At 67.8% G+C, this 24,293-nt stretch carries 18 protein-coding genes; 16 read left to right on the top strand and 2 right to left on the bottom strand.

The features are described 5' to 3' along the window. Nucleotides 1–14: 14 nt before the first annotated feature. From ACWA7K_RS10700 to ACWA7K_RS10660, 9 genes are all read left to right on the top strand, one after another. On the top strand, nucleotides 15–788 hold the full coding sequence (locus ACWA7K_RS10700; protein WP_456168349.1) for a GntR family transcriptional regulator: 774 nt from the start codon (nucleotides 15–17) through the stop codon (nucleotides 786–788). A 94-nt stretch (nucleotides 789–882) separates the two neighbouring features. Beyond that, on the top strand, nucleotides 883–1,311 hold the full coding sequence (gene sdhC, locus ACWA7K_RS10695; RefSeq protein WP_456168347.1) for a succinate dehydrogenase, cytochrome b556 subunit: 429 nt from the start codon (nucleotides 883–885) through the stop codon (nucleotides 1,309–1,311). Nucleotides 1,312–1,358: 47 nt separating this feature from the next. Then, entirely contained in the window at nucleotides 1,359–1,721 is a 363-nt protein-coding gene (gene sdhD / locus ACWA7K_RS10690; RefSeq protein WP_456168345.1) for a succinate dehydrogenase, hydrophobic membrane anchor protein, read from the top strand. Beyond that, on the top strand, nucleotides 1,721–3,529 hold the full coding sequence (sdhA, locus tag ACWA7K_RS10685; RefSeq protein ID WP_456210447.1) for a succinate dehydrogenase flavoprotein subunit: 1,809 nt from the start codon (nucleotides 1,721–1,723) through the stop codon (nucleotides 3,527–3,529). The genes sdhD and sdhA overlap by 1 nt, the downstream gene beginning before the upstream one ends. A gap of 21 nt (nucleotides 3,530–3,550) precedes the next feature. Then, the gene (locus ACWA7K_RS10680; RefSeq protein WP_456168343.1) at nucleotides 3,551–4,261 is read left to right on the top strand and encodes a succinate dehydrogenase iron-sulfur subunit; all 711 of its coding nucleotides are present in this window, start codon (nucleotides 3,551–3,553) and stop codon (nucleotides 4,259–4,261) included. 28 nt (nucleotides 4,262–4,289) lie between these two features. Beyond that, nucleotides 4,290–4,577 carry an FAD assembly factor SdhE gene (locus tag ACWA7K_RS10675; protein ID WP_456168341.1) on the top strand — a complete coding sequence of 96 codons (288 nt, stop codon included), beginning with the start codon at nucleotides 4,290–4,292 and terminating at the stop codon, nucleotides 4,575–4,577. An 85-nt stretch (nucleotides 4,578–4,662) separates the two neighbouring features. Further along, nucleotides 4,663–5,973, top strand: coding sequence for a citrate synthase (gene gltA, locus ACWA7K_RS10670; protein WP_456168774.1), 1,311 nt, complete (start codon nucleotides 4,663–4,665; stop codon nucleotides 5,971–5,973). A 136-nt stretch (nucleotides 5,974–6,109) separates the two neighbouring features. Further along, complete coding sequence (locus tag ACWA7K_RS10665) at nucleotides 6,110–7,012, top strand: VOC family protein (RefSeq protein ID WP_456168339.1); 903 nt, start codon at nucleotides 6,110–6,112, stop codon at nucleotides 7,010–7,012. Between the two features lie 17 nt (nucleotides 7,013–7,029). Beyond that, nucleotides 7,030–7,923, top strand: coding sequence for a sugar phosphate isomerase/epimerase family protein (locus ACWA7K_RS10660; protein WP_456168336.1), 894 nt, complete (start codon nucleotides 7,030–7,032; stop codon nucleotides 7,921–7,923). A gap of 20 nt (nucleotides 7,924–7,943) precedes the next feature. On the opposite strand, the gene ACWA7K_RS10655 is transcribed toward ACWA7K_RS10660, so the two are convergent. After that, on the bottom strand, nucleotides 7,944–8,708 hold the full coding sequence (locus tag ACWA7K_RS10655; RefSeq protein WP_456168334.1) for an IclR family transcriptional regulator domain-containing protein: 765 nt from the start codon (nucleotides 8,706–8,708) through the stop codon (nucleotides 7,944–7,946). Between the two features lie 146 nt (nucleotides 8,709–8,854). Here ACWA7K_RS10655 and ACWA7K_RS10650 point away from each other — a divergent pair, with 146 nt between their 5' ends. The 7 genes from ACWA7K_RS10650 to ACWA7K_RS10620 all read left to right on the top strand — a co-directional run bounded on the left by ACWA7K_RS10650 (nucleotide 8,855) and on the right by ACWA7K_RS10620 (nucleotide 23,191). Beyond that, nucleotides 8,855–9,733 (top strand): shikimate dehydrogenase family protein, encoded by an 879-nt coding sequence (locus ACWA7K_RS10650; RefSeq protein ID WP_456168332.1) that lies wholly within the window; start codon nucleotides 8,855–8,857, stop codon nucleotides 9,731–9,733. An 88-nt stretch (nucleotides 9,734–9,821) separates the two neighbouring features. Next, nucleotides 9,822–10,976: an ABC transporter substrate-binding protein gene (locus tag ACWA7K_RS10645; RefSeq protein ID WP_456168330.1), complete on the top strand. Its 1,155-nt coding sequence runs from the start codon at nucleotides 9,822–9,824 to the stop codon at nucleotides 10,974–10,976. Nucleotides 10,977–11,086: 110 nt separating this feature from the next. After that, nucleotides 11,087–11,962 (top strand): branched-chain amino acid ABC transporter permease, encoded by an 876-nt coding sequence (locus ACWA7K_RS10640; protein ID WP_456168328.1) that lies wholly within the window; start codon nucleotides 11,087–11,089, stop codon nucleotides 11,960–11,962. A 13-nt stretch (nucleotides 11,963–11,975) separates the two neighbouring features. Next, nucleotides 11,976–12,974, top strand: a complete 999-nt coding sequence (locus tag ACWA7K_RS10635) for a branched-chain amino acid ABC transporter permease (protein ID WP_456168326.1) — start codon at nucleotides 11,976–11,978, stop codon at nucleotides 12,972–12,974. Continuing rightward, nucleotides 12,971–13,744 carry an ABC transporter ATP-binding protein gene (locus ACWA7K_RS10630; protein WP_456168324.1) on the top strand — a complete coding sequence of 258 codons (774 nt, stop codon included), beginning with the start codon at nucleotides 12,971–12,973 and terminating at the stop codon, nucleotides 13,742–13,744. Before ACWA7K_RS10635 ends, ACWA7K_RS10630 begins: the two co-directional genes overlap by 4 nt. Before the next feature lie 2 nt (nucleotides 13,745–13,746). Further along, the gene (locus tag ACWA7K_RS10625; RefSeq protein ID WP_456168322.1) at nucleotides 13,747–14,505 is read left to right on the top strand and encodes an ABC transporter ATP-binding protein; all 759 of its coding nucleotides are present in this window, start codon (nucleotides 13,747–13,749) and stop codon (nucleotides 14,503–14,505) included. Nucleotides 14,506–14,836: 331 nt separating this feature from the next. Next, nucleotides 14,837–23,191: a hypothetical protein gene (locus ACWA7K_RS10620; RefSeq protein ID WP_456168320.1), complete on the top strand. Its 8,355-nt coding sequence runs from the start codon at nucleotides 14,837–14,839 to the stop codon at nucleotides 23,189–23,191. Here the strand turns inward: ACWA7K_RS10620 and ACWA7K_RS10615 are convergent. Further along, complete coding sequence (locus ACWA7K_RS10615) at nucleotides 23,178–24,134, bottom strand: helix-turn-helix domain-containing protein (protein ID WP_456168318.1); 957 nt, start codon at nucleotides 24,132–24,134, stop codon at nucleotides 23,178–23,180. The genes ACWA7K_RS10620 and ACWA7K_RS10615 overlap by 14 nt on opposite strands. Nucleotides 24,135–24,293: the final 159 nt, after the last annotated feature.

The following is a 24,293-nucleotide window of genomic DNA, read 5'->3' as shown; positions in this document are numbered from 1 at the left end:
CTGCAATCCTGGGCATGTCGCAGACCGCGTCCCTGCCCGTGCCCCCTTCGTCGCCCAATGCCGGCGAGGTGGCGCCGGCCTTCAGCCCCCTCTACCAGCAGATCAAGGCGCTCATCATGCGCGGCCTGCAGGGCGGCGAATGGAAGCCCGGCGAGGCCATCCCCAGCGAACTGGAACTGGCTGCCCGCTTCAAGGTCAGCCAGGGCACCGTGCGCAAGGCCATCGACGAGCTGGCCGCCGAGAACCTGCTGGTGCGCCGGCAGGGCAAGGGCACCTACGTCGCGACCCACAACGAAGAGAAGATCCAGTACCGCTTCCTGCGCCTGCAGCCCGAAGAGGGCTCGCCGCAGCCGATGCAGCGCGAGTTCCTCGACTGCCGCCGCCTGCGCGCCCCGGCCGACATCGTGCGGGCACTCGACCTGCGCAGCGGCGACATGGTGGTGCAGCTGCGCCGCACGCTGTCGCAGGCCGGCAGGCCGGTGGTGCTTGACGACATCTGGCTGCCCGGCAGCCTGTTCAAGGGCCTGACCGCCGAGCGCCTGACCGAGTACCGCGGACCTCTCTACAGCCTGTTCGAGTCCGAGTTCGGCGTGCGGATGATCCGCGCCGAGGAGAAGATCCGCGCCATCTCGGCCGACCGCAGCGTCGCCGCGCTGCTCGGTGTCGACGAGGGTGCGCCGCTGCTGAGCGTCGAGCGGCTGTCCCTGACCTACGGGGATCGACCGGTGGAACTGCGCCGCGGTCTCTACAACACGACGCAACATCATTACCGCAATGAATTGAGTTGAAGCTGACAGCACAGTGCTCCGCTTGAGTACAGCGGGCTCGTGTTGCGTTGCAATAAACTTCGTCGGTTTCCTTGTCATTACAAACAGGCTCACCATGGCTGACACCTCCAAGAAGCGCCCGGTCCACCGCAACATCCACGTGTCCGACATCGTCAGCTACCGGCTCCCGCCGGCGGGCATCGTGTCGATCCTGCACCGCATCAGCGGAGCGGCGATGTTCCTGCTGCTGCCGCTGGTGATCTGGCTGTTCGACAACAGCATCAGCTCCGAGGTGTCCTACGAATCCTTCACGGCGGCCTTCAGCGGCGGCATCGGCTTCGTGCCGGGCGTGCTGGTCAAGCTGGTCGTCCTGGGCCTGATCTGGGCCTACCTGCACCACTTCATCGCCGGCGTTCGTCACCTGTGGATGGATGCCACCCACAGCGTCACGAAGGAGCAGGGTCACCGCTCGGCCGTGATCACGCTGGCCTCCAGCGTCGTGCTGACCGTGCTGCTCGGCGCCAAGCTGTTCGGCCTGTTCTGAGTTCCCCCTCCCGTCCCCCGCAGAACATCAACAAGGACACTGCCCCCATGTCCCAGAACTATGGATCCAAGCGCATCGTCGTCGGTGCGCACTATGGCTTCCGCGACTGGCTGTCTCAGCGCGTCACCGCGGTGCTGATGGCCCTCTTTACCGTCGTCCTGCTGCTGCAGGTCCTGTTCGGCGGCCCGCTGGGCTACGAACGCTGGGCCGGCATCTTTGCCCAGCAGTGGATGAAGTTCCTGACCTTCACGGTGATCGTCGCCTTGGCCCTTCACGCCTGGGTCGGCGTGCGCGACATCTGGATGGACTACATCAAGCCGGTCGGTCTCCGCCTGGCCCTGCAGGTGTTCTCGATCGTGTGGCTCGTCGGCTGTGCCGGCTGGGCGATCCAAGTTCTCTGGAGACTCTGATGGCATCGGTCAACAACCTGCCGCGTCGCAAGTTCGACGTGGTCATCGTCGGCGCGGGCGGCTCGGGCATGCGCGCTTCCCTGCAACTGGCCCGCGCGGGCCTCAACGTGGCCGTGCTGTCCAAGGTCTTCCCGACCCGCTCGCACACCGTCGCGGCGCAAGGCGGCATCGGTGCCTCGCTCGGCAACATGAGCGAGGACAACTGGCACTACCACTTCTACGACACCGTCAAGGGTTCCGACTGGCTCGGCGACCAGGACGCGATCGAGTTCATGTGCCGCGAGGCGCCCAAGGTCGTCTACGAGCTCGAACACTTCGGCATGCCGTTCGACCGCAACCCGGACGGCACGATCTACCAGCGTCCGTTCGGCGGCCACACCGCCAACTACGGCGAGAAGCCGGTCCAGCGCGCCTGCGCGGCGGCCGACCGCACCGGCCACGCGATGCTGCACACGCTGTACCAGCAGAACGTGAAATCGCGCACGCAGTTCTTCGTCGAGTGGATGGCGCTGGACATCATCCGCGACGCCGAAGGCGACGTGCTGGGCGTGACCGCGCTCGAGATGGAGACGGGCGACGTCTACATCCTCGAAGGCAAGTGCACGCTGTTCGCGACCGGTGGTGCCGGCCGCATCTACGCCGCCTCGACCAACGCCTTCATCAACACCGGTGACGGCCTGGGCATGGCCGCGCGCGCCAACATCCCGCTGCAGGACATGGAGTTCTGGCAGTTCCACCCGACCGGCGTGGCCGGCGCGGGCGTGCTGCTGACCGAAGGCTGCCGTGGCGAAGGCGCGATCCTGCGCAACAGCAACGGCGAGCGCTTCATGGAGCGTTATGCGCCGACGCTGAAGGACCTGGCCCCGCGCGACTTCGTCTCGCGCTGCATGGACCAGGAGATCAAGGAAGGTCGCGGCTGCGGTCCCAACAAGGATCACGTCGTGCTCGACATGACCCACCTGGGCGGCGAGACCATCCTGAAGCGCCTGCCCTCGGTCTACGAGATCGGCCACAACTTCGCCAACGTCGACATCACCAAGGAACCGATCCCGGTGGTGCCGACGATCCACTACCAGATGGGTGGCATCCCCACCAACATCAACGGCCAGGTCGTGGTGCCCAAGGGCGACGACTACAAGAGCATCGTCAACGGCCTGTATGCGGTCGGCGAATGCTCCTGCGTGTCGGTGCACGGCGCCAACCGCCTGGGCACCAACTCGCTGCTCGACCTGCTGGTGTTCGGCCGTGCGGCCGGCAACCACATCGTCGACGCGATCAAGAACGCGCCGAAGGCCCACAAGGAACTGCCGAAGGACGCGGCCGACTTCTCGCTGGCCCGCCTGGCCCGCCTGGACGGCAGCAGCAACGGCGAATACGCGCAGGACGTCGCCAACGACATCCGTTCGGCCATGCAGCAGCACGCCGGCGTGTTCCGCACCCAGGCCACGATGGACGAGGGCGTGGTCAAGATCAACGCGATCCGCGAGCGGGTCAAGGCGATCACGCTGAAGGACAAGTCCAAGGTGTTCAACACCGCCCGCATCGAGGCGCTGGAAGTCGACAACCTCATCGAGGCCGCCCAGGCCACGATGACGTCGGCGGCGGCCCGTCAGGAATGCCGTGGTGCGCACACCGTCAAGGACTACGAACGTGGTGCCGATGACGCCGAGTTCCCGCTCGGCCGCAACGACAAGGTCTGGATGAAGCACACCCTGTGGGACAGCGCCACCAACGGCCTGTCGTACAAGCCGGTCAACCTGACCCCGCTGACGGTCGAGTCGGTGCCCCCGAAGGTCCGGACCTTCTAAGCGTCCCGCAGGAGAAACAACATGGCAGCACAGAAGCGCACCTTCCAGATCTACCGCTACGACCCCGACAAGGACGCCAAGCCGTACATGCAGTCCATCGAGGTCGAACTCGATGGCAACGAGCGCATGCTGCTCGACGCCCTGATCAAGCTCAAGGCGGTCGACCCGACGCTCAGCTTCCGCCGTTCCTGCCGCGAAGGCGTGTGCGGTTCGGACGCGATGAACATCAACGGCAAGAACGGCCTGGCCTGCCTGACGAACATGCGCGACCTGCCGGGCGTGGTGGTCCTCAAGCCGCTGCCCGGTCTGCCGGTCATCCGCGACCTGATCGTGGACATGACGCAGTTCTTCAAGCAGTACAACTCGATCAAGCCCTACCTCGTCAACGACACCATCGCGCCCGACAAGGAGCGCCTGCAGTCGCCCGAGGAGCGTGACGAGCTCAACGGCCTGTACGAGTGCATCCTCTGCGCGAGCTGCTCGACGAGCTGCCCGAGCTTCTGGTGGAACCCGGACAAGTTCGTCGGCCCGGCCGGCCTGCTGCAGGCCTACCGCTTCATCGCCGACAGCCGTGACCAGGCCACCGGCGAGCGCCTCGACAACCTCGAGGACCCGTACCGCCTGTTCCGCTGCCACACCATCATGAACTGCGTCGACGTCTGCCCGAAGGGCCTGAACCCGACGAAGGCGATCGGCAAGATCAAGGAGCTGATGGTCCGCCGTGCCGTCTGAGGCCGGTCAGACCGCAGCAAGTCGCCCGATGGACACTCTCTCCAACGAGCTGCTGGACGAACGGTCCCTCAGCAAGCTGCGCTGGCGCTGCCGGCGTGGCCTGCTCGAGAACGACCTGTTCATCGAGCGGTTCTTCGGGCGCCACGAGGCCACCCTGACCGTGCGGCAAGCCGCCGGTCTGGAGGCCTTGATGGACCTGGCCGACAACGATCTGCTGGACCTGCTGCTGCGCCGTCGAGAGCCGGACGGCGACCTCGCAAGGCCCGAGGTGAACGAGGTCCTGGCGCAGCTGCGCGAGCCGCCCGACACGAGGTGAGCCGAGCGGCCGAGCCGAACACTGTCCGTCCCGACAAGAATGCCCCCGCGAGCTAGAGTTTTGAACCCCTGAGGATTTAGCCATGATGACTCCCTCCGACGTGAAGGCGACGCTATCGTTCTCCGACGGCAGCGCCGCGATGGACCTGCCGATCTACAAGGGCACGATCGGCCCGGATGTCATCGACATCCGCAAGCTGTACGCCCAGACCGGCAAGTTCACCTACGACCCGGGCTTCCTGAGCACCGCGTCGTGCAACTCGGCGATCACCTACATCGACGGCGACAAGGGTGAGCTGCTGTATCGCGGCTACCCGATCGAGCAGCTGGCCGAGAACTGCGACTTCCTCGAGACCTGCCACCTGCTGCTGTACGGGGAACTGCCCAACGTGGCGCAGAAGACCGACTTCGTCAGCCGCGTGACCAACCACACGATGGTCAACGAGCAGATGCAGTTCTTCCTGCGGGGCTTCCGCCGTGACGCGCACCCGATGGCCGTCATGACCGGCCTGGTGGGTGCCCTGTCGGCCTTCTATCACGACAGCACGGACATCAACAACCCGCAGCACCGCGAGATCGCGGCGATCCGCCTGATCGCCAAGATGCCCACGCTGGTCGCGATGGCGTACAAGTATTCGGCTGGCCAGCCCTACATGTACCCGAAGAACAAGCTGAGCTACACCGCGAACTTCATGCACATGATGTTCGCGACGCCGTGCGAGGACTACGAGCCCAACGACGTCCTGGTGCGCGCGCTCGACCGCATCTTCATCCTGCACGCCGACCACGAGCAGAACGCGTCGACCTCGACCGTGCGCCTGTGCGGTTCGTCGGGCACCAACCCGTTCGCGGCCATCGCGGCGGGCGTCGCCTGCCTGTGGGGCCCGTCGCACGGTGGTGCCAACGAGGCCTGCCTGAACATGCTCGGCGAGATCCAGCAGATGGGCGGCGTCGAGAAGATCGGCGAGTTCATCCGCCAGGTGAAGGACAAGAACAGCGGCGTCAAGCTGATGGGCTTCGGTCACCGCGTCTACAAGAACTACGACCCGCGCGCCAAGCTGATGCGCGAGACCTGCCATGAAGTCCTCGGCGCCCTGGGCCTCGAGAACGACCCGCTGTTCAAGCTGGCCATGGCGCTCGAGAAGATCGCGCTGGAAGACGAGTACTTCGTCGCCCGCAAGCTCTACCCGAACGTCGACTTCTACTCGGGCATCGTGCAGCGCGCCATCGGCATCCCCGTGAGCCTGTTCACCGCGATCTTCGCGCTGGCCCGCACGGTCGGCTGGATCGCCCAGCTCAACGAGATGATCGGCGACCCCGAGTACAAGATCGGCCGTCCGCGCCAGCTGTTCGCCGGCTCGGCCCGTCGCGACGTCAAGCCGCTCGGCGCACGCTGATCGACGACACCGTCGCAGGCCCGTGTGGCCTGCACGCCGAAGGGCCGCCTCGTGCGGCCCTTTTTCATGGGCGTGGCATGAGCGGCTAACCTATCGACCCCGACATCCCGCACAGACGACCGAGGAGCGACCCGACATGCACAACAGCCCCGACCGAGAAGACCTGGGCGACTGGCCCAACCCGCTGGGCATGGAAGGCATCGAGTTCATCGAGTACGCGACCACGCGCCCGCAGGCGCTCGGCCAGGTGCTCGAGATGATGGGATTCCGCCCGATCGCCCGGCACCGCTCGCGCGAGGTGCTGCTCTACCGCCAGGGCGGCATGAACGTCGTCATCAACGCCCACACCAGCAGCACGCCGCGCGCGGTGCAGCCGACCGAGACCCCGGTGATCGCCGCCGTCGCGCTGCGGGTGCGCGACGCCGCCGCCGCCTACCGCCGGGCGCTCGACCGCGGCGCCTGGGCCGTGCCGACCCATGTCGAGGTGATGGAGCTGAACATCCCGGCCATCCACGGCGTGGGCACCAGCCGCATCTACTTCGTCGACCGCTTCCGCGAGTTCTCGATCTGGGACGTCGACTTCGTGCCGATCCCGACCGTCGACAAGCACCCGCCGGCGCTGGCCGGCCTGCACTGGTTCGGGCTGGTGCAGTACATCGGCATCGACCGCATGGCCGACTGGTGCGAGTTCTACCGCGAGCTGTTCGGCTTCGCCGAGCTGCCCGACGAGGAGCGCTTCGGCATCCTGCCCAAGGGCCGGATCCTGCGCAGCCCCTGCCGCACCTTCTACCTGCAGCTGATCGAGCCCGAGCCGGGCATCGTCGACATCGAGGGCAGCGAGTCGCTGCAGCGCCTGGGCCTGGGCACGCCGGACGTGCCGGCCGCCGTCGCGGCGCTGGGGGCACGCGGCGTCGAGTTCGTCGCCAGCCGCCAGATCCACGCCGACGAGCGTGGCGCGCTGACCCGCAGCTGGCTGGGCGACGTGATGTTCGAGCTGGTCCACCACGACCTGCCGGCCGACGCCGGCACGGCGGCCTGAGCCGGCGGAGCGAGACGATGACCCAGCGCCACGGCTACATCGACGATTTCGGGATGGACACCATCTCGCTGGCCGGCCCGCTCGAGGCCAAGCTGCGGGCCATCCGCGACGCCGGCTTCACCCAGGTCATGCTCAAGGCGAACGACATCGTCGGCCACCCCGGCGGCGTCGACGCGGCGGTGCGGCTGGTCAAGGACAGCGGCCTGCGCGTCACCGGCTTCCAGGTCCTGCGCGACTTCGAAGGCCTGGCCGGCCACCTGCACGACTACAAGGTCGACATCGCCAAGGCCATGCTGGAGATGGCGCACGCGCTCGGCGCGCCGGTGCTGCTGGCCTGTTCGTCGACCAGCCAGCACGCCAGCCAGGACATCGACGCGCTGGCCCGCGACCTGCGCAAGCTGGCGATGCTGGCGGTGCCGCTGGGCATCAAGGTCGCCTACGAGGGCCTGTCCTGGGGCCGCACCGTCAGCGAGTTCACGACCGCCTGGGAGGTGGTCTGCCGGGCCGACGCGCCCAACCTCGGGCTGGGCATCGACTCGTTCCACATCCTCGCCACCGACACCTCGCTGGACGAGCTCGATCAGCTCGACGCCGACCGCATCTTCCTGGTCCAGCTGGCCGATTTCATGTGGCAGGAGATCCGCTCGGTCGAGGAACGCATCTCGACCGCGCGGCACTTCCGCGTCTTCCCGGGCGAGGGCGTGCACAGCGCGCAGGTCGCCGACCTGGTCGGCCGGCTCGATGCCATCGGCTATCGCGGCGACTACAGCTTCGAGGTCTTCAACGACGACTACCAGCAGCTGCCGCTGCCGCTGGTCGCCCAGCGGGCCCACCGTTCGGCGCAATGGCTGGGTGAAGAGGTGCTGCGCCGCTCGGTGCCGCTGCCCGGGCGCATGACCTTGAAGCGCTGAGGCGCCCAGGCGCTGCGGCTTCAGATCACCGGCCGCAGCGACTGCGCGCAGTCCTGCAGCAGCGGCAGGATGCGCGCGACCATCGCCTCGCGGCTCTCGTTCTGCATCGGCATCGTCGAGCCGATCGCCCCGCGGCAGACGCCCTTGCGGTCCTTGATCGCCACCGCGATGCCGCGCAGGCCCGGTTCAAGCTGCTGCTCGGTGACCCAGAAGTTCAGCCGACGCGACGCCAGCACCGCGTCGCGGAAGGCGGTCGCATCGGTCTGCGTCTGCGGCCCGAAGGCGGTGAACTCGTGCGCGTCGATCCATTCGGCCAGCGCCTCGTCGGGGTAGGTCGCCAGGATCGGCACCGACGGCGTCACCGCATGCGCCGGCACCCGCGCACCGGGCTGGAAGCCGATCGAGATCACCCGCGGGCTGTTGCTGCGGGCCAGGTAGACGACCTCGTGGCCGTCCAGCACGCTGAAGTTGAAGGTCTCGCCGGCCGCCTGCGACAGCCGCTGGATGAAGGGCTGCACCAGCCGGGGCAGGCGCGCCGCGCCGAGGTAGCTCTGGCCCAGGCGCAGCACCTTGGGCAGCAGCCAGAAGTGCTTGCCGTCGCTGTCCGCATAGCCGAAGTGGACGAGGCTCAGCAGGTAGCGCCGTGCGGCCGTGCGTGTCAGCCCGGTGGCGGCGGCGGCTTCGCTGGGCGTCAGGCGCGGGTGGTCGTCGTCGAAGGCCTCGATCACGCGCAGGCCCTTGCCCAGGCCGTCGATGATGTCCTTGCGGTCGATCAGGTTCTCCATCCGACGCCTCCAGGGTTGGCCCGGGAATAACCCGGGAATCGCACGATGATCGCGCCAAGTGCGCGATTGTCGCGCACTCGCGATGAAACCGGCTTGTGACCGGCGGGGACGCTGCCTATCGTTCGGCCACTCCCAAGCGGCCCACCATGCACATCTCCGGCACCACCCGCGTCTTCCTGATCCTCGGCGACCCCGTCGCCCAGGTGCGTGCCCCCGAGGTCTTCAATCCGCTGTTCGCCCAGGCCGGCGTCGATGCCGTGCTGGTGCCGATGCAGGTGCCGGCGGGCCAGCTCGACGCCTTCGTGCGCGGCGTGTTCCAGGCCCGCAACGTCGACGGCCTGTGGGTCACGATCCCGCACAAGACCGCCTTGCCCGGCCTGCTCGACCACTGCGACCTGAGCGGCAGCACCGCCGAGGCAGTCAACGCCGTGCGCCGCAATGTCGACGGCAGCATCGAGGGTGCGCTGTTCGACGGCATCGGCTTCGTCAAGGCGCTGGACCACTTCGGCATCGGCTGCACCGGCGCGCGCGTGCTGGTCGTCGGTGCGGGCGGCGCGGGCATCGCGATCGGCTGCGCGCTGGCGCAGCGCGACCTGGCCGAGCTGTCGATCCACGACGTCGACGCCAACCGCGCCGCTGCGGCCGCCGACCGGCTGCGCAGCATCAGCACGGTGCAGGTCAGCACGCCCGCCGTGGCCGATCCGGCCGGCTACGACCTCGTCATCAACGCGACGCCGCTGGGCCTGCGCGAGTCCGATCCCTTGCCCTTCGACGTGCGCCGCCTCGACGGCAGCGCCGCCGTGGTCGACATCCTGATGAAGGACGCCACGACGCCGCTGCTGCGGGCCTGTGCGGCACGTGGCATCACCGCCCATCCGGGCCACGAGATGCTGATCCAGCAGGTGCCCGAGTACCTGCGCTTCTTCGGCTTCGAGGCCCTGGCCCGCACGACCCAGGCCGACCTGGCACCCGTGCGCGCGCTGATGCGCAGCGAGCCGCTCGAACGCCTGCCGCAGGCGGCCTGAGACCCCCCGAGCCAGATCCTCCCGACCCTTCCGACGTTTTCGTTTCACCGTTCCCGACCCACCCGACGACCTTCCCCGGAGACCCACCATGACCTTCAACCGCCGCCACCTGATCGCCGCCGCCGCGCTGTCCGCCCTCTGCGCCACCGGCGCGGCCCAGGCCCAGAGCACCATCAAGATCGCCGGCCTCTACGAGCTGTCGGGTGCCGGTGCCAGCGCCGGCACGATGTTCAAGAACGGCGTGGACATGGCCGTCAAGGAGATCAACGCCGCCGGCGGCATCCTGGGCAAGAAGATCGAGCACAGCGTCGCCGACACCCAGAGCAACCCGGGCGTCGCCAAGGGCCTGGCCGCCAAGGCCGTCGACGACGACGTGTTCGCGGTCTTCGGCCCGGTCTTCTCCGGCTCGATCATGGTCAGCATGGCCGAGACCCAGCGCGCCGAGGTGATCAACTTCACCGGCGGCGAGGCTGCGGCGATCACGCAGAAGGGCAACCCCTACATCTTCCGCACCAGCTTCACCCAGTCGACCGCGATGCCCAAGGTGGCGCGCTACATCGCCAAGGGCCTGAAGGCGAAGACGGTGGCCGTGCTGTTCGTCAACAACGACTTCGGCAAGGGTGGCCGCGACGCCATCACCAAGGCGCTCGAAGCCAACGGCGTGAAGGTCGTCGCCGACATCTCGACCGACAGCGGCCAGGTCGACTTCTCGGCCCCGGTGCTGAAGGCCAAGCAGGCCAATGCCGATGCGCTGTTCGTCTACACCAACGAAGAGGAATCGGCCCGTGCGCTGCGCGAGCTGCGCAAGCAGGGCTATGACAAGCCGATCGTCGGCGAGACCACGCTGACCGGCCAGAAGGTCATCGAGCTGGCCGGCCCGGCGGCCACCGGCGCGACCGCCCACGTCGGCCTGACGGTCGATGCGCCGAACCCGCAGATGATCAAGTTCAAGGGCAACTTCTTCGCCAACTACAACACCATCTCCGATCACAACGGCATCAAGGGCTACACCGGCGTGTACATCCTGAAGGCCGCGATCGAGAAGGTCGGCAAGGTCGACCGCAAGGCCGTCGCCGCCGCGCTGCACGGCCTGACCATCAAGGCCGCGAAGAACCCGGGCGTGATCTACGACGTGTCGATCGACGCCAACGGCGACCTGGACCGCGACAGCTTCCTGGTCGAGGTCAAGGACGGCCGCCAGGTCGTCAAGGAAATCCTGCCGGCGCTCGGCGCCGCCAAGTAAGCGGTCGTCATCACCACGAGGGTCGACCTGCGCAGGCAGGTCCGACCCGGTCCGACCCTGTCCGGCCGCACAGGCTCATCGACTGAGCCTGTCCAACCTTCCGGTGCCCCATGACCGACTTTCTCCAGCTCTTCTTCTCCGGCCTCGCCACCGGCAGCGTGTATGCGCTGGCGGCGCTGGGCTTCACGCTGCTCTGGCAGGCCAGCGGCACGATCAACTTCGCCCAGGGCGAGTTCGTCATGCTGCCGGCCTTCATGATGCTGGGCTTCCAGACCGCCGGACTGGGGCTGCTGCCGGCCTTTGTCGCGACCTGCGTGCTGGCCGTCTTCCTGCTCGGCTGGGTCTTCAAGCGCGGCATCGCCGACCCGCTGCTGCGCTTCGGGATGATGCCCATCGTCGTCGCCACGATCGGCCTGGCCATCGCCATGCGCAACGGCGTGCGCGCCGGCTACAGCGCCGAGGCGCACCCGTTCCCGAGCCTGTTCGCCGACCAGCTGTTCAACATTGCCGGCGTCACGATCACGATGGCCGACATCGGCACGCTCGGCTGTGCGCTGGCGCTGGTGCTGGCCACGCAGGCCTTCCTGGCCCGCACCGTCACCGGCCGCGCGATGCAGGCCGTGGCGCAGAACACCGAGAGCGCGACCGTGCTGGGCATCAACGTGCCGCGCATGATCTTCTACACCTTCGCGATCAACGCGCTGCTGGCCTGCGCCGCCGCGCTGCTGGTCACGCCGGTCTACCTCGCCAAGTTCGACATGGGCGAGGGCCTGGGCAACAAGGCCTTCTTCGCGGCCATCATCGGCGGCTTCAACAACAGCCGCGGGGCGCTGCTGGGCGGCGTCATCGTCGGCGTGGCCGAGAACCTGGCGGCGGCCTACATCTCGCCGTCCTACAAGGACGCCGTGGCGCTGGTGCTTTTCATGATCGTCATCTTGTTCAAGCCGCAAGGGCTGCTGGGCAAGAAGGAAATGCGCAAGGTCTGAGGAGCAAGCCACCATGAAACCCCTGCACAAGATCGGCCTGCTCGTCATCGTCCTGGTGATGCTCGCGGTGCCCCCGATGCTGAAGAACTACGGCATCTACCTGTTCTCCTACTGGCTCGTCTTCATCATCGCGACGATGGGCCTGAACCTGACGATCGGCTATGCCGGCCAGAAGTCGCTCGGCCATGCCGCGTTCTTCGGCATCGGCGCCTACACGGTCGCGATCCTGCTGCAGCACGGCGTCAGCTTCTGGATCGGCCTGCCGCTGGCGGCGATCGGCTGCTTCGGCATCGGCCTGCTGGTCGGCTTCCCGGCGCTGCGCGTGCAGACCATCTACCTGGCCTTCGCGACGCTCGGCTTCAACACGGCCATCTGGCTGGTGATGCGCAACGAGGAATGGCTGACCGGCGGCACCTTCGGCATCAACGGCATCACGCGGCCGTCGCTGTTCGGCTTCGACCTGGGGAGCAACCTGCGCTACTACTACTTCGTGCTGGCCGTGACCTTGCTGCTCGGCGCGCTGCTGTACGGCCTGCTGCGCTCGCCCTGGGGCAAGGCCTTCACCGCCCTGCGCGACAACCCGATCCGGGCCGAGAGCCTGGGTGTCAGCGTGCAGGCCTACACGCTGCTGGCCTTCGCGATCGGCGCGGTCTATGCCGGGGTGGCCGGCGCGCTGTTCGCCAGCCTGGTCGGCTTCATCGAGCCGGCGCCGTTCACGGTGGGCTCGTCGATCATGATGTACCTGATGGTCGTGCTGGGCGGCTCGGGCTACTTCTTCGGCCCGGTGCTGGGTGCGGCAGTCGGCGTGCTGCTGCCCGAGTGGCTGCGCTTCGCGCAGGCCTGGTACCTGTTCGTCTTCGGCTCGGCCGTGATCCTGCTGATGCTGTGGCTGCCCGACGGCCTGCTGAGCATCCCGGACCGCATCCGTGCCCGCCGCCAATCGCGCGAGGCCTCGGCCGCCCGCGCCGCATCCGCCGCCGCCGCCGAGGCGGCGCAAGGAGGTCAGTCATGAGTCCCGTCAACGGACCCGCGCTGCTGAAGGTCAGCGGCCTGAAGAAGTCGTATGGCGCCATCCGCGCGGTCAATGGCGTCGAGTTCGAGGTCCGCCCCGGCGAGATCTTCGGCGTCATCGGCCCGAACGGTTCGGGCAAGACGACCATGTTCAACAGCGTGCTCGGCCAGATCACGCCGGACGCCGGCCGCATCGAGCTGAAGGGCCAGGACATCACCAACCTGAGCCCGCTGGAACTGAACCGGCGCGGCGTCGGCCGCACCTTCCAGACCCTGCAGGTGTTCGGCAAGATGACCGTGCGCGACAACCTGATCGTGGCCGCGCAGGAACACCGCGGCAGCATGTTCAGCCGCATGTTCGCGCCGTCCGATTCGGGCCTGGGCGCCAAGGCCGACGAGCTGATCGACCTGTTCCGCATCCGCCATGTCGCCGACAAGAAGGCCGGCGAGCTGAGCTACGGCCAGCAGAAGCTGGTCGACATCGCGATGGCCTTCATGAGCGAGCCCGACCTGGTGCTGCTCGACGAGCCGTGTGCCGGCGTCAACCCCAGCCTGGTGGGCGGCATCAGCACGCTGCTCAAGCAGCTCAACCAGAAGCACGCACCTGGGAAGAAGGCCAGCAGCTTCGTCGTGATCGAGCACAACATGGACTTCGTCATGGACCTGTGCCACCGCATCATGGTGATGGTCGAAGGCGAGGTCATGGCCATCGGCACGCCGGCGGAGATCCGGTCGAACAAGCAGGTTCTCGACGCTTATCTGGGAAGCTGAACATGAGCGATCACGCCATCGAGTTCAACAACGTCGTCGCCGGCTATGGCGACTTCATGATCCTCAACAACCTCACGTTCAAGGCGAAACGCGGCGCGATCACGCTGCTGATCGGCCCGAACGGCGCGGGCAAGTCGACCGTGCTGAAGACGCTGTTCGGCCTGCTCAAGGTGCGCCAGGGCAGCATCCGGCTGGACGGCCAGGACATCACCGGCGCCAGCGCCAAGGACCTGCTGGTCCGGCACGGCATCGCCTTCGTGCCGCAGGGCCGCAACCTGTTCGGCCAGCTCAGCGTCTACGAGAACCTCGAGCTCGGCGGCATCACGCTGGGCATGAAGACCACGCGCGAGCGCATCCCCGAGGTGCTGGACCGCTTCCCGCGCGTCAAGGAACGCATCAACAGCCCGGCTGCGGCGCTGTCCGGCGGCGAGCAGAAGCAGCTCGAAGTCGGCCGTGCGCTGCTGCTGCGCCCGAAGGTGCTGCTGATCGACGAACCGTCGATCGGCCTGAGCCCGCTGGTCGTGCAGGACGTCTTCAAGCTGCTGCGCCAACTGGCCGACCAGGGCACCACCGTGCTGATGGTCGAGCAGAACGTCAAGAGCGCGCTGAAGATCTCCGACGAGGCGATTGCGCTCGAATCGGGTCGCCGCGTGCTGCAGAAGCCGGCCGACGAGCTGCTGAACGACCCGCACATCGAACGCCTGTTCCTCGGCGGCGCTCACGCGGCCACGCCGGCCGCGCCGGCAGCGTCTACGTCATGACGAGCACCTGATGCGCTGATCGGCGGACCTGCCGCCACAGCCCGAAGCCCGGACCCGCCGTGATGGCGCGTCCGGGCTTCGCTCATTCCGGGGATGCGTCCTGCCCGTTCGTGCTGGCAAGTCTATGCAGTGCCCTTGCAGGTAAAGGCTGTTCTGCCCGCCTAGGCATCGCTTGGGCCTTTGGGTGTCCGACCCCGCCTCCTAGCATGACCTTTTCGAGGCCGACTCGCAGGCTGCGGTAGATGCAGCTGTTCATCCTTCACGCCTCGCGTCGGTCGCCAGACAAGCATCGCCGCCACCTGGCTGCGGTGATGGACAGGACGCCCGACCCATGAAGCTGACCCGCCGCCCCAAGAAGTCGAACGACGAATCGATCGACCTGCTGAGCCCCGCCCCTTCGGAGCGCGATCCCCACCAGGCGCTTCCGGTCGAGCCGGTGCCGGTCGAGGACCGGTCCGGCCTGAGCGTCGAGGCGCACGACACGGCAACGGGATCGGCGGGCGACGAGACCGTCGACGCCGCCTCCGGGGGCCTGCCAGAAGGCGCCGACCTGGCGGGCGAGGGGCTGGAGGAGTCGCTGGACGAGGCGGATCCGTACACCGAGCCGTTCGAGCTGCTGTCGCCGATGACGGTCGGCGCGGGTCTGGCGCTGCTGCGGGTCGCGGTGGGCGGCGGTCACGGTTCTGCCGCCGCCCCGTCTCCGGCGCCTTCACCTGCGCCCGCTCCCGCACCGACCGCGAAGACCACCCGCCTGACGCTGTCGCTGGCCTCGGTGGCGGTGCCCGCCGGCACGGATCTCGGGGTCGACATCCACGACGCGCAGGGCCAGCGCCTGCTGCATGTCGCGCGTTTCGTGCCCGATGCCTCCGGCCAGATGCAGGTCGATCTGGGCGTGGACTACAGCGGCGCGGTGATGGTGAGGTTCTCCTCCGGCGACACGCTGGCCCGGTCCGCGATGGCGCGGGCCGAGGCGGCCGCAGCCACCCCCGGCGCCGTCTTCGATCTGCGTGCGATGGCGACGGTCGATCCGGCCAACGCCTCACGCATCACCGTCAACGTTCTCAGCGAGGCGCTGGTGCGTCACGTGATGGGCGACCGCGGTGGTCAGGGCGGCCAGTCGTCGGTGCAGCTGCCGGCGAATGCGGCAGAGCGGATGGTCGGTGCCAAGGCGGCGATGTCCCTGAAGCTCGGTGTCGCCGTGTCGGCACTTGACGCGGCGCCCGAGACCCAGGTCGACGACCACGGCAAGACGCTGCCCGTCAACGCCGTGGCGGTCGTGCTGGCGTCCCTGTCCAGCTATGGCGCGACGACCGGTCACGACGATTCGCAGGTCATCGACGCCCTGCTGCAGGACGGCCGCGAGCAGGTCACCCAGTTGCTGCTGGTGGGCGCCGCGACCGACGACAGGCGGACCATCGAGTCGCTGGCCACTGCCAACAGCGCGGTCCGGACGGCCTTGCTGGACGGCCTTCCCGCGCAGACAGTGGCGCAACTGCCCAAGACCGCCATCGCCAACATCCCGGCCGCGCTGCTGGTGACCGACACGCTGCTGCGCCTGTCGACCGAACAGGCCGGCGCGCTGGGCACCGACCAGAAGAACGCGATGACCCCGTCGCAGCGCGTGGCGGTTTCGGTTGCGCTGGGGGAGGTCGTGCTCAACACCGCGCCCGAGCGCTCGGCCGGCAAGGCCCTCGTGTTCGACGCGGTGCTGGAAGACAGTGCCGCCACGTCCGGCCACGATCTCGGGCTGGCCCCGCTGGCCTACGCGCCCGGCCGCGGCGCGGCAGAAGCCGGTCAGACGCTGACCTATGCGATGACGGCCATTCCCGACTTCCTGACGCTCTGGAAGGCCGGCGACCGCCGCGTCGTCGCGGGTGACGTCCTGACGCTGGATGAGCTTCGTGGCCTGACCTACCGCACCGTGGCCGACCGTCACGGCAGCGACAGCATCCGCTGGTCCGTGACCGATTCCGGCGCGACCACCGCGCCGCACGTCCATCAACTCGTCGACAGCCTGGCTGTCACGGTGACGGCCGTCAACGATGCGCCGACACGCACGGCGGGCCGCCTGAACGCCATCCGCGTCGACGAGGACAGCGCCCAGGCGATGGCGGTCAGCCTCGGACTGGGTGACATCGCCTACGGCAACGGCGGCGGCAGCGACGAGGCCGGCCAGACGCTGACCTGCGTCATCACGGGCATCCCCAGCTTCGTGACCTTGCACAAGGCCGATGGCAGCGCGGTCCTCGCCGGCACGAGCCTGACGATCGCGGACCTGAAGGGCCTGGCCTTCAGGACCGTCCCCGATGCGACGGGCAGCGGAACGATCACGTGGACCGTGACCGACTCGGGCGGCAGCGTCGCGCCCGACGCCAACCAGCTCCTGGAGCAACTGACTCTCACGGTGAGTGCCGTCAACGACGCACCGACGCTGAGCACGATCAGCACGCTTGGCGGCTTCACCGAAGACACCTTCCGCGAGATCACCTACGCGGACCTGATCGCGGCGGCTGACGAGGCAGACGTCGACAGCGTTGGCCTGAGCTTCCGCGTCGAATCGATCACCACCGGCACGCTGCAGAAGTGGAACGGCACAGCCTGGACGGACGCGACGGCTGGCACGCTGGTCGGCAGTGGCGACAAGCTGCAGTGGAAGGGCGCCGCCAACGCCAACGGCACGCTGGACGCTTTCACGGTGAAGGCGTGGGATGGTGCGGCGGCATCGGCCTCGGCCATCCAGGTCAAGGCGAGCGTCTCGGCTGTCAATGACGCACCGACGCTGACCTCGGTCACCACGCTCACCGGCTTCACCGAAGACACCTTCCACGAGATCACCCACGCGGATCTGATCGCGGTGGCCGACGAGGCAGACGTCGACGGCGTTGGCCTGAGCTTCCGCATCGAGGCGGTCAGCACCGGCACGTTGCAGAAGTGGAACGGCACCGCCTGGACGGACGCGACGGCTGGCACGCTCGTTGGCAGCGGTGAGAAGCTGCAGTGGAAGGGCGCGGCGAACGCGAACGGGGAGCTCAATGCGTTCACGGTGAAGGCGTGGGACGGTGCGCTGGCATCGGCCACGGCGGTGCAGGTCAAGGCAACGGTCTTGCCCGTCAACGACGCACCGACGCTGACCACGATCACCACGCTCACCGGCTTCACCGAAGACACCTTCCGCGAGATCACCTACGCGGACCTGATCGCGGCGGCCGATGAGGCTGACGTCGAGAGCACCTCAGTGGGCTTCCGCATCGAGCTGGTCAGCACGGGCACGTTGCAGAAGTGGAATGGCACAGCCTGGGCGGACGCGACGTCCGGCACGCTCGTTGGCAGCAGTGAGAAGCTGCAGTGGAAGGGCGCGGCGAACGCGAACGGGGAGCTCAATGCGTTCACCGTCACGGCTTGGGACGGCGCGGCGGCATCGGCAACGGCCATCCAGGTCAAGGCGAACGTCTCGGCCGTCAATGACGCACCGACGCTGACCTCGGTCACCACGCTGACCGGCTTCACCGAAGACACCTTCCGCGAGATCACCTACGCGGACCTGATCGCGGCGGCTGACGAGGCAGACGTCGACAGCACCGCCGTAGGCTTCCGCATTGAGGCGGTCAGCACGGGGACGCTGCAGAAGTGGAATGGCACAGCCTGGACGGACGCGACGGCTGGCGCGCTGGTCGGCAGCGGCGACAAGCTGCAGTGGAAGGGTGCGGCGAACGCGAACGGCACGCTGGACGCTTTCACGGTGAAGGCGTGGGACGGTGCGGCGGCATCGGCTTCTGAGGTGCAGGTCCGTGCATCCATTGCCACGGTCAACGATGCGCCGACGTTGACCACGGTCGGCATGTTGACCGGCTTCACCGAAGCCACCTTTCGAGAGATCAGCCACGCCCAACTGGCTGCAGTGGCGGACGAGTCGGATGTCGATGGCGATGCCCTGAGCTTCCGCATCGAGTCCGTCAGCAGCGGCACGTTGCAGAAGTGGCTGGGTGGTGCCTGGCTTGACGTGACCCCGGGCGCGACCATCGTCTCGACAGGCGACCGCTTGCAATGGAAGGGACCGTCCGGCGCGAATGGATCGCTGGACGCCTTCACGCTGAAGGCATTTGACGGGGCACTGGTCTCGGACGTGCCCGTGCAGGTCAGAGCGCAGGTGAGCACGCTGGCTGCGTCCAACCATGCGCCGACGCTGTCGGCCATTCGCCCTCTGACGGGATTCACGGAAGATGCCTTCCAGGAGATCACGTACGCGCAGCTCAGAAACGCGGCTGATGCGTCCGACCTCGACGGCGACGCCTTGAGCTTCCGAATCGAATCGGTGAGCAGTGGCACGTTGCAGAAGTGGAACGGTGCGAGCTGGGTCGACATCGCCGCTGGTTCGACGATTGTGTCCATCGGCGACAGGCTGCAATGGAAGGGTGATCCCGACGCCAACGGCACACTGAACGCCTTCACGGTGAAGGCCTGGGACGGCACGGCGGCATCGGCCACATCCGTGCAGGTCCGAGCAGCCGTTGCCACGGCAAACGACGCACCGACGCTGACCTCGGTCACGACGCTGACTGGCTTCACCGAAGACACCTTCCGCGAGATCACCTACGCGGACCTGATCGCGGCGGCCGACGAGGCAGATGTCGACAGCGTTGGCCTGAGCTTCCGCATCGAAGCGATCAGCACAGGCACGCTGCAGAAGTGGAATGGCACGGCCTGGACAGATGCGACGGCCGGCACGCTGGTCGGTAGCGGTGAAAAGCTGCAATGGAAGGGCGCAGCCAACGCCAATGGCGAACTGAACGCGTTCATGGTCAAGGCCTGGGACGGCGCGGCGGCATCAGCCTCGGCAATCCAGGTCAAGGCGAACGTCTCGGCGGTCAATGACGCACCGACGCTGACGTCGGTCACAACACTCACCGGCTTCACCGAAGACACCTTCCGCGAGATCACCCACGCTGATCTGATCGCGGCGGCCGACGAGGCCGATATCGACAGCGCCTCCGTGGGCTTCCGCATCGAGGCGGTCAGCACGGGCACGCTGCAGAAGTGGAACGGCACCGCCTGGTCAGACGCAGCAGCCGGCACGATCGTCGGAAGCGGCGAGAAGCTTCAGTGGAAGGGCGTGCCCAACGCCAATGGCGAACTGAACGCGTTCACCGTCAAGGCATGGGACGGCGCGGCGGCTTCGGCCTCTGCCATCCAAGTCAAGGCGAACGTCACGGCCGTCAACGACGCACCCACGCTGACCTCGGTCACGACGCTCACCGGCTTCACCGAAGACACCTTCCGCGAGATCACCTACGCGGACCTGATCGCAGCGGGTGATGAGGCAGACATCGACAGCACCTCAGTGGGCTTCCGCATCGAGGCGGTCAGCACCGGCACGCTGCAGAAGTGGAGCGGCACCGCCTGGACAGATGCGACGGCCGGCACGCTGGTTGGTAGCGGTGAAAAGCTGCAATGGAAGGGCGCAGCCAACGCCAACGGCGAACTGAACGCGTTCACGGTCACGGCCTGGGATGGCGCGCTGGCCTCGGCCTCGGCCATCCAGGTCAAGGCGAGCGTCACGGCCGTCAACGACGCACCCACGCTGACGACGATCACCACGCTGACCGGCTTCACCGAGGACACCTTCCGCGAGATCACCTACGCGGAACTGATTGCAGCGGCCGACGAGGCCGATATCGACAGCGCCTCCGTGGGCTTCCGCATCGAGGCGGTCAGCACGGGCACGCTGCAGAAGTGGAACGGCACCGCCTGGTCGGATGCCGCAGCCGGCACGATCGTCGGCAGCGGCGAGAAGCTGCAGTGGAAGGGCGCGCTCAACGCCAACGGTGAGCAAAACGCGTTCACGGTCAAGGCCTGGGACGGCGCGCTGGCCTCGGCCTCGGCCATCCAGGTCAAGGCGAGCGTCGCGGCTGTCAATGATGCACCGACGCTGACCTCGGTCACCACGCTCACCGGCTTCACCGAGGACACCTTCCGCGAGATCACCTATGCAGACTTGATCGCGGCGGCCGACGAGGCCGATGTGGACAGCACCTCAGTGGGCTTCCGCATCGAGGCGGTCAGCACAGGCACGCTGCAGAAGTGGAACGGCACCGCCTGGTCGGATGCCCCAACCGGCACGATCGTCGGTAGCGGCGAGAAGCTTCAGTGGAAGGGCGCAGCCAACGCCAACGGCGAGCTCAACGCATTCACCGTCACGGCTTGGGACGGCGCGCTGGCCTCGGCCTCGGCCATCCAGGTCAAGGCGAGCGTCACGGCCGTCAATGACGCACCGACGCTGACGACGGTCACCACTCTGACCGGCTTCACCGAAGACACGTTCCGCGAGATCACCTACGCGGACCTGATCGCAGCGGCCGACGAGGCTGACATCGACAGCGCCTCCGTGGGCTTCCGCATCGAGGCGGTCAGCACGGGCACGCTGCAGAAGTTTGTCAGCGGCGTTTGGTCCGATGTAGTGGCGGGCACGACGACGGTTGCCTTCGGCGAGAAGCTTCAGTGGAAGGGCGCAGCCAACGCTAATGGCGAACTGAACGCGTTCACCGTCAAGGCCTGGGACGGCGCGCTGGCCTCGGCCTCTGCCATCCAGGTCAAGGCCAGCGTCACGGCCGTCAACGACGCACCGACGCTGACCACGATCACCACTCTGACCGGCTTCACCGAAGACACCTTCCGCGAGATCACTCACGCGGACCTGATCGCAGCGGCCGATGAGGCTGACATCGACAGCACCTCAGTGGGCTTCCGCATCGAGGCGGTCAGCACCGGCACGCTGCAGAAGTGGAGCGGCACCGCCTGGACAGATGCGACGGCCGGCACGCTGGTTGGTAGCGGTGAAAAGCTGCAATGGAAGGGCGCAGCCAACGCCAACGGCGAACTGAACGCGTTCACGGTCACGGCCTGGGATGGCGCGCTGGCCTCGGCCTCGGCCATCCAGGTCAAGGCGAGCGTCACGGCCGTCAACGACGCACCCACGCTGACGACGATCACCACGCTGACCGGCTTCACCGAGGACACCTTCCGCGAGATCACCTACGCGGAACTGATTGCAGCGGCCGACGAGGCTGACAGCGACAGCGCCTCCGTGGGCTTCCGCGTCGAAGCGGTGAGTACCGGCACGCTGCAGAAGTGGAACGGCACCGCCTGGACAGATGCGACGGCCGGCACGCTGGTTGGCAGCGGTGAAAAGCTGCAATGGAAGGGCGCAGCCAACGCAAATGGCGACACGATCCGCGCCGGCCGTGGCAACAGCCGGCTGATCGGCGGTGCCGGCGACGACGTCATCACCACCGGCGACGGCAACAACCTGGTCGACGCCGGCAGCGGCAACGACCGCGTCACCGTCGGCCAGGGCGACAACATCGTCCACGGCGGCGCCGGCAACGATGTGCTGCGGGCGGGCAACGGCGTCAACGTCCTGTACGGCGAAGACGGCAACGACGACATCGTCGGCGGCAGCGGCGACGACACCGTGCTGGGTGGCAACGGCAGCAACGTGCTGGACGGCGGTGCCGGCATCAACACGCTGTCCTATGCCGGCGTGACGGTGAACCTGACGGTCTCGCTGGCGTCGCTCACGGCCCAGTCGACCGGCTGGTCGACCGACACGCTGCAACGCTTCCAGCGCCTGATCGGCGGTTCCGGTGCCGACCTGCTGACCGGCAGCGATGTCGACAACACGCTGCAGGGCGGTGACGGCAACGACACGCTGATCGGCGGGCTCGGCAGCGACATCTACGTCGGCGGCGCCGGCCTGGACACCGCGAGCTTCACGGCGTCCGCTGCGGGCGTGACGGCCAGCCTGGCGCCGAGCGGTGCCGTCGTCGACCAGGCCACCGGCAAGGCCATCGGCACGGCCACCGGTGAAGGCACCGACACGCTGTGGCAGATCGAGAACCTGACGGGCTCGGCCTTCGGCGACGACCTGACCGGCGACAGCTTCGCCAACGTGCTGAACGGCCGCGCCGGGCGCGACATCCTGGCCGGTGGTGCGGGGGCGGACACCTTCGTCATCGACTCGGCCATCGGGCTGTCGATCGTGGAGCCCTACCTGATCGACGGTCTGCGCGTTGCCGATGCCAGCGACCGCAGCGTGTTCTACCTCACCGTCGGTGGCGGCCTGAAGGCGAGCTGCGAGCTCAAGCTGGTCGACAGCATCACGATGGCCAATGGCCCCTACCTGCCCGACACGCGGTCCTACGCGCCGCTGGTGACCCTGAGCGGCACGTCGGCCGATGGCACGGTCGACGGGCTGGTGACGGCGCTGAAGGCCGACAGCGACTACGCCACGATCAGCAGCTACTACTCGATCAGCGCCGGCACGGGCAGCCACAACGGCCAGCTCGTCGTCGACTTCACGGCAAGTCGCATCTTCATGGCGGCCAACCTGAAGGTGGCGGGCCTGGGCATCGACCTGGTGTCGGACTTCGAGTCGGGCAGTGACCACCTCCAGCTGTCGTCGAGCGTGTTCACCGCGCTGGGCGCCACGACCGGCGGCGTGCTCGATGCGTCGCGGCTGTGCCAGGCACCTGCGGCGGCCACGGCGTCCACGCGCATCCTGTACGACGCGACCAGCGGCAGCGTGAGCTATGACCCCGACGGCTCGGGCAGCGCCAGTTCGGCGGTGCTGTTCGCGCAGCTGCTCAACAAGCCGGCGACGCTGTCGGCGAACGACTTCACGGTCCTTTGAGCGGCGCCGGGCCGGCCGTCGTGGGCCGGCCCGGTGCGAGCTGCGCCTGCGCCAGCTCGCGGAACTCGGTCGGCGTGCGGCCGGTCTGCTTCTTGAAGAAGCGGCCGAAGTAGGCCTCGTCGGCATAGCCCAGCAGCGCGGCCACCTGCTTCACGCTGAGGATCGAGTAGACGAGCTCGCGCTCGGCCTCGTGCACCACGCGGGCGTTGATGACGTCCAGCGCCGAGATGCCCAGCAGCTCGCGGCACAGGCGCGAGAGCTGGCCCGCGCTGATGCCCAGCGGGTCGGCGTAGTCGTCCAGTGCGAGCCGCTCGCGGAAACGTTCATCGACCATCGCGCGGAAGCGCTCGACCTGCGCGGCCTTGCGATTGCGCGTGCCGGCCTCGCCGTCGGCATCGGTGCGCAGCGCGGCGGTGATGCGGGCGATCTGCACGAACACCGCCATCAGCAGCGCCATGCCGGCGCTGGCCTCGCCGCTCTGGTGCGCGCGGGTCTCGCGGTCCAGCGCCTGGAACAGTGGCAGCAGCGCGCCGACATGCCGGCTGGCATCGCCGATGCCGTCGAGCAGGCCGATCGCCAGCGGCTTGCGGATCTGCGCCAGCAGCCCCGGCGCGGCCACCGCCGCCAGCGATTCGAGCGGCCGCTGCGCGGCGGTCACGACCGGGCCGTCCACGTCGCGCAGCCACTGGAAGCCGTGCACGTGCCGGCTCGGCACCACGATCAGCGCGGGCGCGCGCAGCGTGTGGCGCTCGCCGTCGATCAGCACGTCGCCACCGCCATCGGTCAGGTAGAGCACCTGGATCAGGCCGTCGTGCACATGCGGGTCGATGCGGTAGTCGTGCATCGACGAACGCACGTGGATCTGCTCGCAATGGACCATGTCCAGCCAGGCCGGCTGGACCTCGTGGCCGTAGAGCGCGTAGCTCGGGATGCTGGAGTTCATGCGGGTTTCTCCCAGAAGCTCGTGCACGAATTGTCCGACTCTCTGCCGCGATTGTCGATTGAGGCCGGAGGGCCCGCTTCCTACGATCCGCCCCACGTCAACAAGGAGATGTGGTGGACGCGACAGCCCCCAGGCCGGCCGATGGTGCAGGCCGCCAGC

This window comes from Leptothrix mechoopdaensis (SeqCode) (assembly GCF_053893855.1).
This window is presented reverse-complemented; position numbering and strand designations above follow the sequence as displayed.

Coding starts and splice junctions, on each gene's coding strand:
- ACWA7K_RS10700 (WP_456168349.1), top strand. CDS start 15: ATGTCGCAGACCGCGTCCCTGCCCGTGCCCCCTTCGTCGCCCAATGCC.
- sdhC (WP_456168347.1), top strand. CDS start 883: ATGGCTGACACCTCCAAGAAGCGCCCGGTCCACCGCAACATCCACGTG.
- sdhD (WP_456168345.1), top strand. CDS start 1,359: ATGTCCCAGAACTATGGATCCAAGCGCATCGTCGTCGGTGCGCACTAT.
- sdhA (WP_456210447.1), top strand. CDS start 1,721: ATGGCATCGGTCAACAACCTGCCGCGTCGCAAGTTCGACGTGGTCATC.
- ACWA7K_RS10680 (WP_456168343.1), top strand. CDS start 3,551: ATGGCAGCACAGAAGCGCACCTTCCAGATCTACCGCTACGACCCCGAC.
- ACWA7K_RS10675 (WP_456168341.1), top strand. CDS start 4,290: ATGGACACTCTCTCCAACGAGCTGCTGGACGAACGGTCCCTCAGCAAG.
- gltA (WP_456168774.1), top strand. CDS start 4,663: ATGACTCCCTCCGACGTGAAGGCGACGCTATCGTTCTCCGACGGCAGC.
- ACWA7K_RS10665 (WP_456168339.1), top strand. CDS start 6,110: ATGCACAACAGCCCCGACCGAGAAGACCTGGGCGACTGGCCCAACCCG.
- ACWA7K_RS10660 (WP_456168336.1), top strand. CDS start 7,030: ATGACCCAGCGCCACGGCTACATCGACGATTTCGGGATGGACACCATC.
- ACWA7K_RS10655 (WP_456168334.1), bottom strand. CDS start 8,708: ATGGAGAACCTGATCGACCGCAAGGACATCATCGACGGCCTGGGCAAG.
- ACWA7K_RS10650 (WP_456168332.1), top strand. CDS start 8,855: ATGCACATCTCCGGCACCACCCGCGTCTTCCTGATCCTCGGCGACCCC.
- ACWA7K_RS10645 (WP_456168330.1), top strand. CDS start 9,822: ATGACCTTCAACCGCCGCCACCTGATCGCCGCCGCCGCGCTGTCCGCC.
- ACWA7K_RS10640 (WP_456168328.1), top strand. CDS start 11,087: ATGACCGACTTTCTCCAGCTCTTCTTCTCCGGCCTCGCCACCGGCAGC.
- ACWA7K_RS10635 (WP_456168326.1), top strand. CDS start 11,976: ATGAAACCCCTGCACAAGATCGGCCTGCTCGTCATCGTCCTGGTGATG.
- ACWA7K_RS10630 (WP_456168324.1), top strand. CDS start 12,971: ATGAGTCCCGTCAACGGACCCGCGCTGCTGAAGGTCAGCGGCCTGAAG.
- ACWA7K_RS10625 (WP_456168322.1), top strand. CDS start 13,747: ATGAGCGATCACGCCATCGAGTTCAACAACGTCGTCGCCGGCTATGGC.
- ACWA7K_RS10620 (WP_456168320.1), top strand. CDS start 14,837: ATGAAGCTGACCCGCCGCCCCAAGAAGTCGAACGACGAATCGATCGAC.
- ACWA7K_RS10615 (WP_456168318.1), bottom strand. CDS start 24,134: ATGAACTCCAGCATCCCGAGCTACGCGCTCTACGGCCACGAGGTCCAG.